4 protein-coding genes are annotated in these 3,933 nt (G+C 45.2%); 2 read left to right on the top strand and 2 right to left on the bottom strand.

Annotated elements, in window-relative coordinates; all coding sequences use genetic code 11:
- Positions 1 to 134: 134 nt before the first annotated feature.
- Positions 135 to 1,163 (top strand): dihydroorotase, encoded by a 1,029-nt coding sequence (gene pyrC / locus CAG68_RS18995; protein WP_053350086.1) that lies wholly within the window; start codon positions 135 to 137, stop codon positions 1,161 to 1,163.
- 95 nt (positions 1,164 to 1,258) lie between these two features.
- On the opposite strand, the gene CAG68_RS18990 is transcribed toward pyrC, so the two are convergent.
- Positions 1,259 to 2,164, bottom strand: coding sequence for a DUF808 domain-containing protein (locus tag CAG68_RS18990; RefSeq protein WP_054728746.1), 906 nt, complete (start codon positions 2,162 to 2,164; stop codon positions 1,259 to 1,261).
- 172 nt (positions 2,165 to 2,336) lie between these two features.
- On the opposite strand from CAG68_RS18990, the gene CAG68_RS18985 reads away from it, so the two are divergent.
- Positions 2,337 to 3,254: a M14 family metallopeptidase gene (locus tag CAG68_RS18985; protein ID WP_054728741.1), complete on the top strand. Its 918-nt coding sequence runs from the start codon at positions 2,337 to 2,339 to the stop codon at positions 3,252 to 3,254.
- Here the strand turns inward: CAG68_RS18985 and CAG68_RS18980 are convergent.
- On the bottom strand, positions 3,249 to 3,933 hold a 685-nt coding region (locus CAG68_RS18980), incomplete at its 5' end, for a helix-turn-helix domain-containing protein (protein WP_202600005.1). The two genes, CAG68_RS18985 and CAG68_RS18980, sit on opposite strands and share 6 nt — an antisense overlap.

The following is a 3,933-nucleotide window of genomic DNA, read 5'->3' as shown; positions in this document are numbered from 1 at the left end:
ATAAAATTGAAAAATGGGATGAAATATGAGGGCAATTCCTCTATCATCCTGTCGCCTAAGCGCAAGCGTTTGCTCAAAAGCAAATACGGCGCTTAGGCTCCAATCAGACAACTTTTCAATGGTGGGAGCAATTAATGACAACACTGACTATCACTCGTCCTGACGACTGGCACGTTCACTTACGCGATGGTGAAGTTCTTAAAGACACCGTTCGCGACATCAGCCGCTACAATGGCCGTGCGCTGATTATGCCAAATACCGTCCCACCTGTTACTACAACTGAGCTCGCCCTAGCCTACCGTGACCGAATTCTCAAAGAGCAACATGGCGAGCAGTTTGAGCCTTTAATGGCGCTTTACCTTACAGATAACACGACACCAGACGAAGTACGTAAGGCTAAAGCCACCGGAAACATTGTTGCTGCCAAGCTTTATCCTGCAGGCGCTACCACAAACTCAGATTCCGGTGTGACCAATGCGAAAAACATTTATCACGTTTTAGAAGCAATGGAAGAAGTAGGAATGTTACTTTTGGTTCATGGGGAGGTAACACATCACGATATTGATATATTCGACCGAGAAAAAGAATTCCTTGATACCGTCCTCGCTCCTATCGTCAATGACTTCCCTAATCTTAAAATCGTTCTAGAACATATCACCACCGCCGACGCAGCAAACTTCGTTAGCAACGCCTCAGACAACGTAGCGGCTACCATCACTGCCCACCACCTTCTTTTCAACCGTAACCACATGCTTGTGGGTGGTATTAAACCTCATTTCTACTGTTTGCCAATTCTTAAGCGCGGAACCCACCAGCAAGCGCTGATCGAAGCAGCAACTAGTGGTAGCAAGAAGTTTTTCCTAGGTACAGACTCAGCGCCACATGCGAAAGGGGCAAAAGAATCGGCTTGCGGTTGTGCTGGTTCTTACACTGCACACGCAGCGCTAGAGCTTTATGCAGAAGTCTTCGAAAAAGAAGGCAAGTTGGAAAACTTGGAAGCTTTCGCAAGCTTCAACGGTCCTGATTTTTACGGCATTGCACGTAACACAGATACGGTAACGTTAGAAAAATCCGCTTGGGATGTGCCAGAAACGATGCCATTTGGCAATGATATCGTTGTGCCTATTCGAGCAAATGAACAGATCGAGTGGAAAGTGAAGTAAGTACTTTACTGACGTTTCACCTATAAAACAGGGTCATGCTTTTTGTAAAAAGAAGTCATGACCCTTGTTACTATCGTCTCATGTTTTAGATGTGATTATTGACCACGAAGCTTTTCAACCATCGTCCATACCGCAACCACAACCAACCCCGCCACAAAGCCGATAATACCGTTCAATAAAATAGGCAAAATGGCTGTAGCAACCGAATGACCACTAAAGTTCATAATAATCGGCTCTACAAAGTGATGAATGGCTGGCACGTTGTGCACCACAATTCCTCCACCCACCAAAAACATCGCAGCAGTTCCTACAATGGTTAACAACTTCATCAACTTTGGTGCAAAAGCGACCAAGGCCTCTCCGACTTTCGCCACCCAACCTTTACCGTTTGAGCGACTTTCAAGGTAAAGGCCTAAATCATCTAGCTTCACAATCCCAGCGACTAGTCCATAAACTCCAACCGTCATAATCACTGCAATTAAACTGACAACTAAAATTTGCGTAACAAGACTGGCTCCTGTCACGGTACCTAACGCAATCACGATGATTTCTGCTGAAAGGATAAAGTCTGTCCGAATCGCACCAGAAACTTTACGCTTTTCATACTCTTCTATCGACTCGCCAGTATTAACTAGCTCATCTTCTTCTTCGTGCGGATGCGAGTGAGGAAACACTTTCTCAAGTACTTTCTCTGCCCCTTCAAAGCAGAGAAATAAGCCGCCAATTAGCAATAATGGCATAATAAGCCATGGAATAATCGCGCTAATAAGTAAAGCTGAAGGAACTAAAATCAATTTATTTTTGAATGAGCCTTTTGCAACCGCCCAAACCACTGGAATCTCTCGCTCAGATGCAACACCAGACACTTGTTGAGCGTTTAACGCTAGATCATCTCCCAATACACCTGCGGTTTTCTTTGCCGCCATTTTTGACATTAAGGCGACATCATCAAGCACCGTGGCAATATCGTCCAACAGTGTGAGTAAACTTGCTCCAGCCATTTTTTGTCTCTTATATGAAATTGAGTAAGTAACAAAATGTAACACCAATGAATCACTCATCAAAGTGATGATTTTGCAAAGAATACCACACCAAATGGTGTTTTATATTGCTGTAAAGATAAGACAGGTCTAGTCTTGTGATACCTTTCAGCAGTCAAAAGAAAAAGTATAGATGAAAAGTGGATACATTTACCCGATCGGTACTCCTGGCCAACCTTGGAACGAAGAAGAACGTAAAGCTTGGTTAGCAACGCAAGAAGTAAAACGTAGCTACCAAGATGAAGTCGTCAGTAAAATCGATGCCCTACGCGAGCGTTTTGATGTTGAACAATATGGTGCGCTCTCATACAACGAGGCACGCTTCCCTCTGTTTTGTATCAAAACACGCAATTGGGATTCAACTAAGCCTGTTGTGTTGGTCACAGGCGGCGTGCACGGTTACGAAACCAGCGGTGTACATGGCGCATTAAAGTTTGTAGAAACAGAAGCAGAGCGCTATGCAGAGCATTTCAATATTGTCGTTGCACCCTGCGTAAGCCCTTGGGGTTACGAGGTGATCAACCGCTGGAATCCAAACGCGATTGATCCAAACCGCTCTTTCTATAAGTATAGCCCTGCCGAAGAGTCCGCTAACCTCATAAAGCTCGTTGCAACTTTAGGCGATGTGTTAATGCACATTGATCTACATGAAACGACAGATTCTGACGAAACTGAGTTCCGTCCAGCCTTAGCTGCTCGTGATGGTATTGAGTACATTGAAGGTATGATCCCAGATGGCTTTTACACGGTGGGAGATAGTGAAAACCCTCAGCCTGACTTCCAAAAAGCGGTCATTGAGTCAGTTGCAAAAGTGACTCACATTGCACCAGCAGATGAAAACGGCGAAATCATTGGTTCACCCGTCGTACAGTTTGGCGTTATCAACTACCCAATGGTAAAACTGGGCCTGTGTGGCGGCGTAACAAATTGCGTTTACGGCACGACAACGGAAGTGTACCCAGACAGCCCAACAGTGACCGACGAAGAATGTAACGATGCACAGGTTGCAGCCGTGGTGGGTGGTTTAAATTACATAATCGCTCAGCTATAACAATCGATTCTTGTATTGCTCCGGTGTCATGCCGGAGTATTTCTTGAACATCGCGATAAAAGGGCTGGCTTGGTTATAACCTAACGTCAGAGCGACTTCTTTTACGGTCTGCCCTTTACGCAGCAACTCCATAGAATGTAAATATCGCACACGTAAGCGCCACTCAGTAAAGCTCATTCCTAATTCACTCTGGCAATGTCTCGCTAACGTGCGTTCTGTAGTATGCACTTTTGCCGCCCACTCCGCCAAACTAATTTCATCGGTTGGCGATTCTTCTACTGCTTTTAAGATTGGCTGAAGATATTTGTTGTCGGTTGTCGGTAAAAAGTGATGTTCCACTTCTTGTTTCGCCAGTTGATCCAACAACACTCGCACCAAGCGTTTGTCTTCATCGCTCTGCGCGACGTTAATGTCACGCTGACGAAAGTCCTCAATGATGGCAGAAACGATGGGGGTGACTTTGATTAAACTGGTTTTGGTTGGAAAATGCGCCGTCAATTCAGGGGCAATGTTCAAAGAACAATATTCGATTGGCTTACGGTTGTAGCTAGTGTGACGAACTCCGGCGGGAACCCAAATAGCAAGATGTGGAGGTGCTAGAAATCTTGTGTCTTCTGCATCCATCTCCAGAATCCCACCGCTGATCAGTTGCACTTGCCCCCAAGGGTGGCTATGAATT

It is taken from the genome of Vibrio sp. V42_P2S4T144, assembly GCF_009904715.1.
Lineage (GTDB): Bacteria > Pseudomonadota > Gammaproteobacteria > Enterobacterales > Vibrionaceae > Vibrio > Vibrio alginolyticus.
This window is presented reverse-complemented; position numbering and strand designations above follow the sequence as displayed.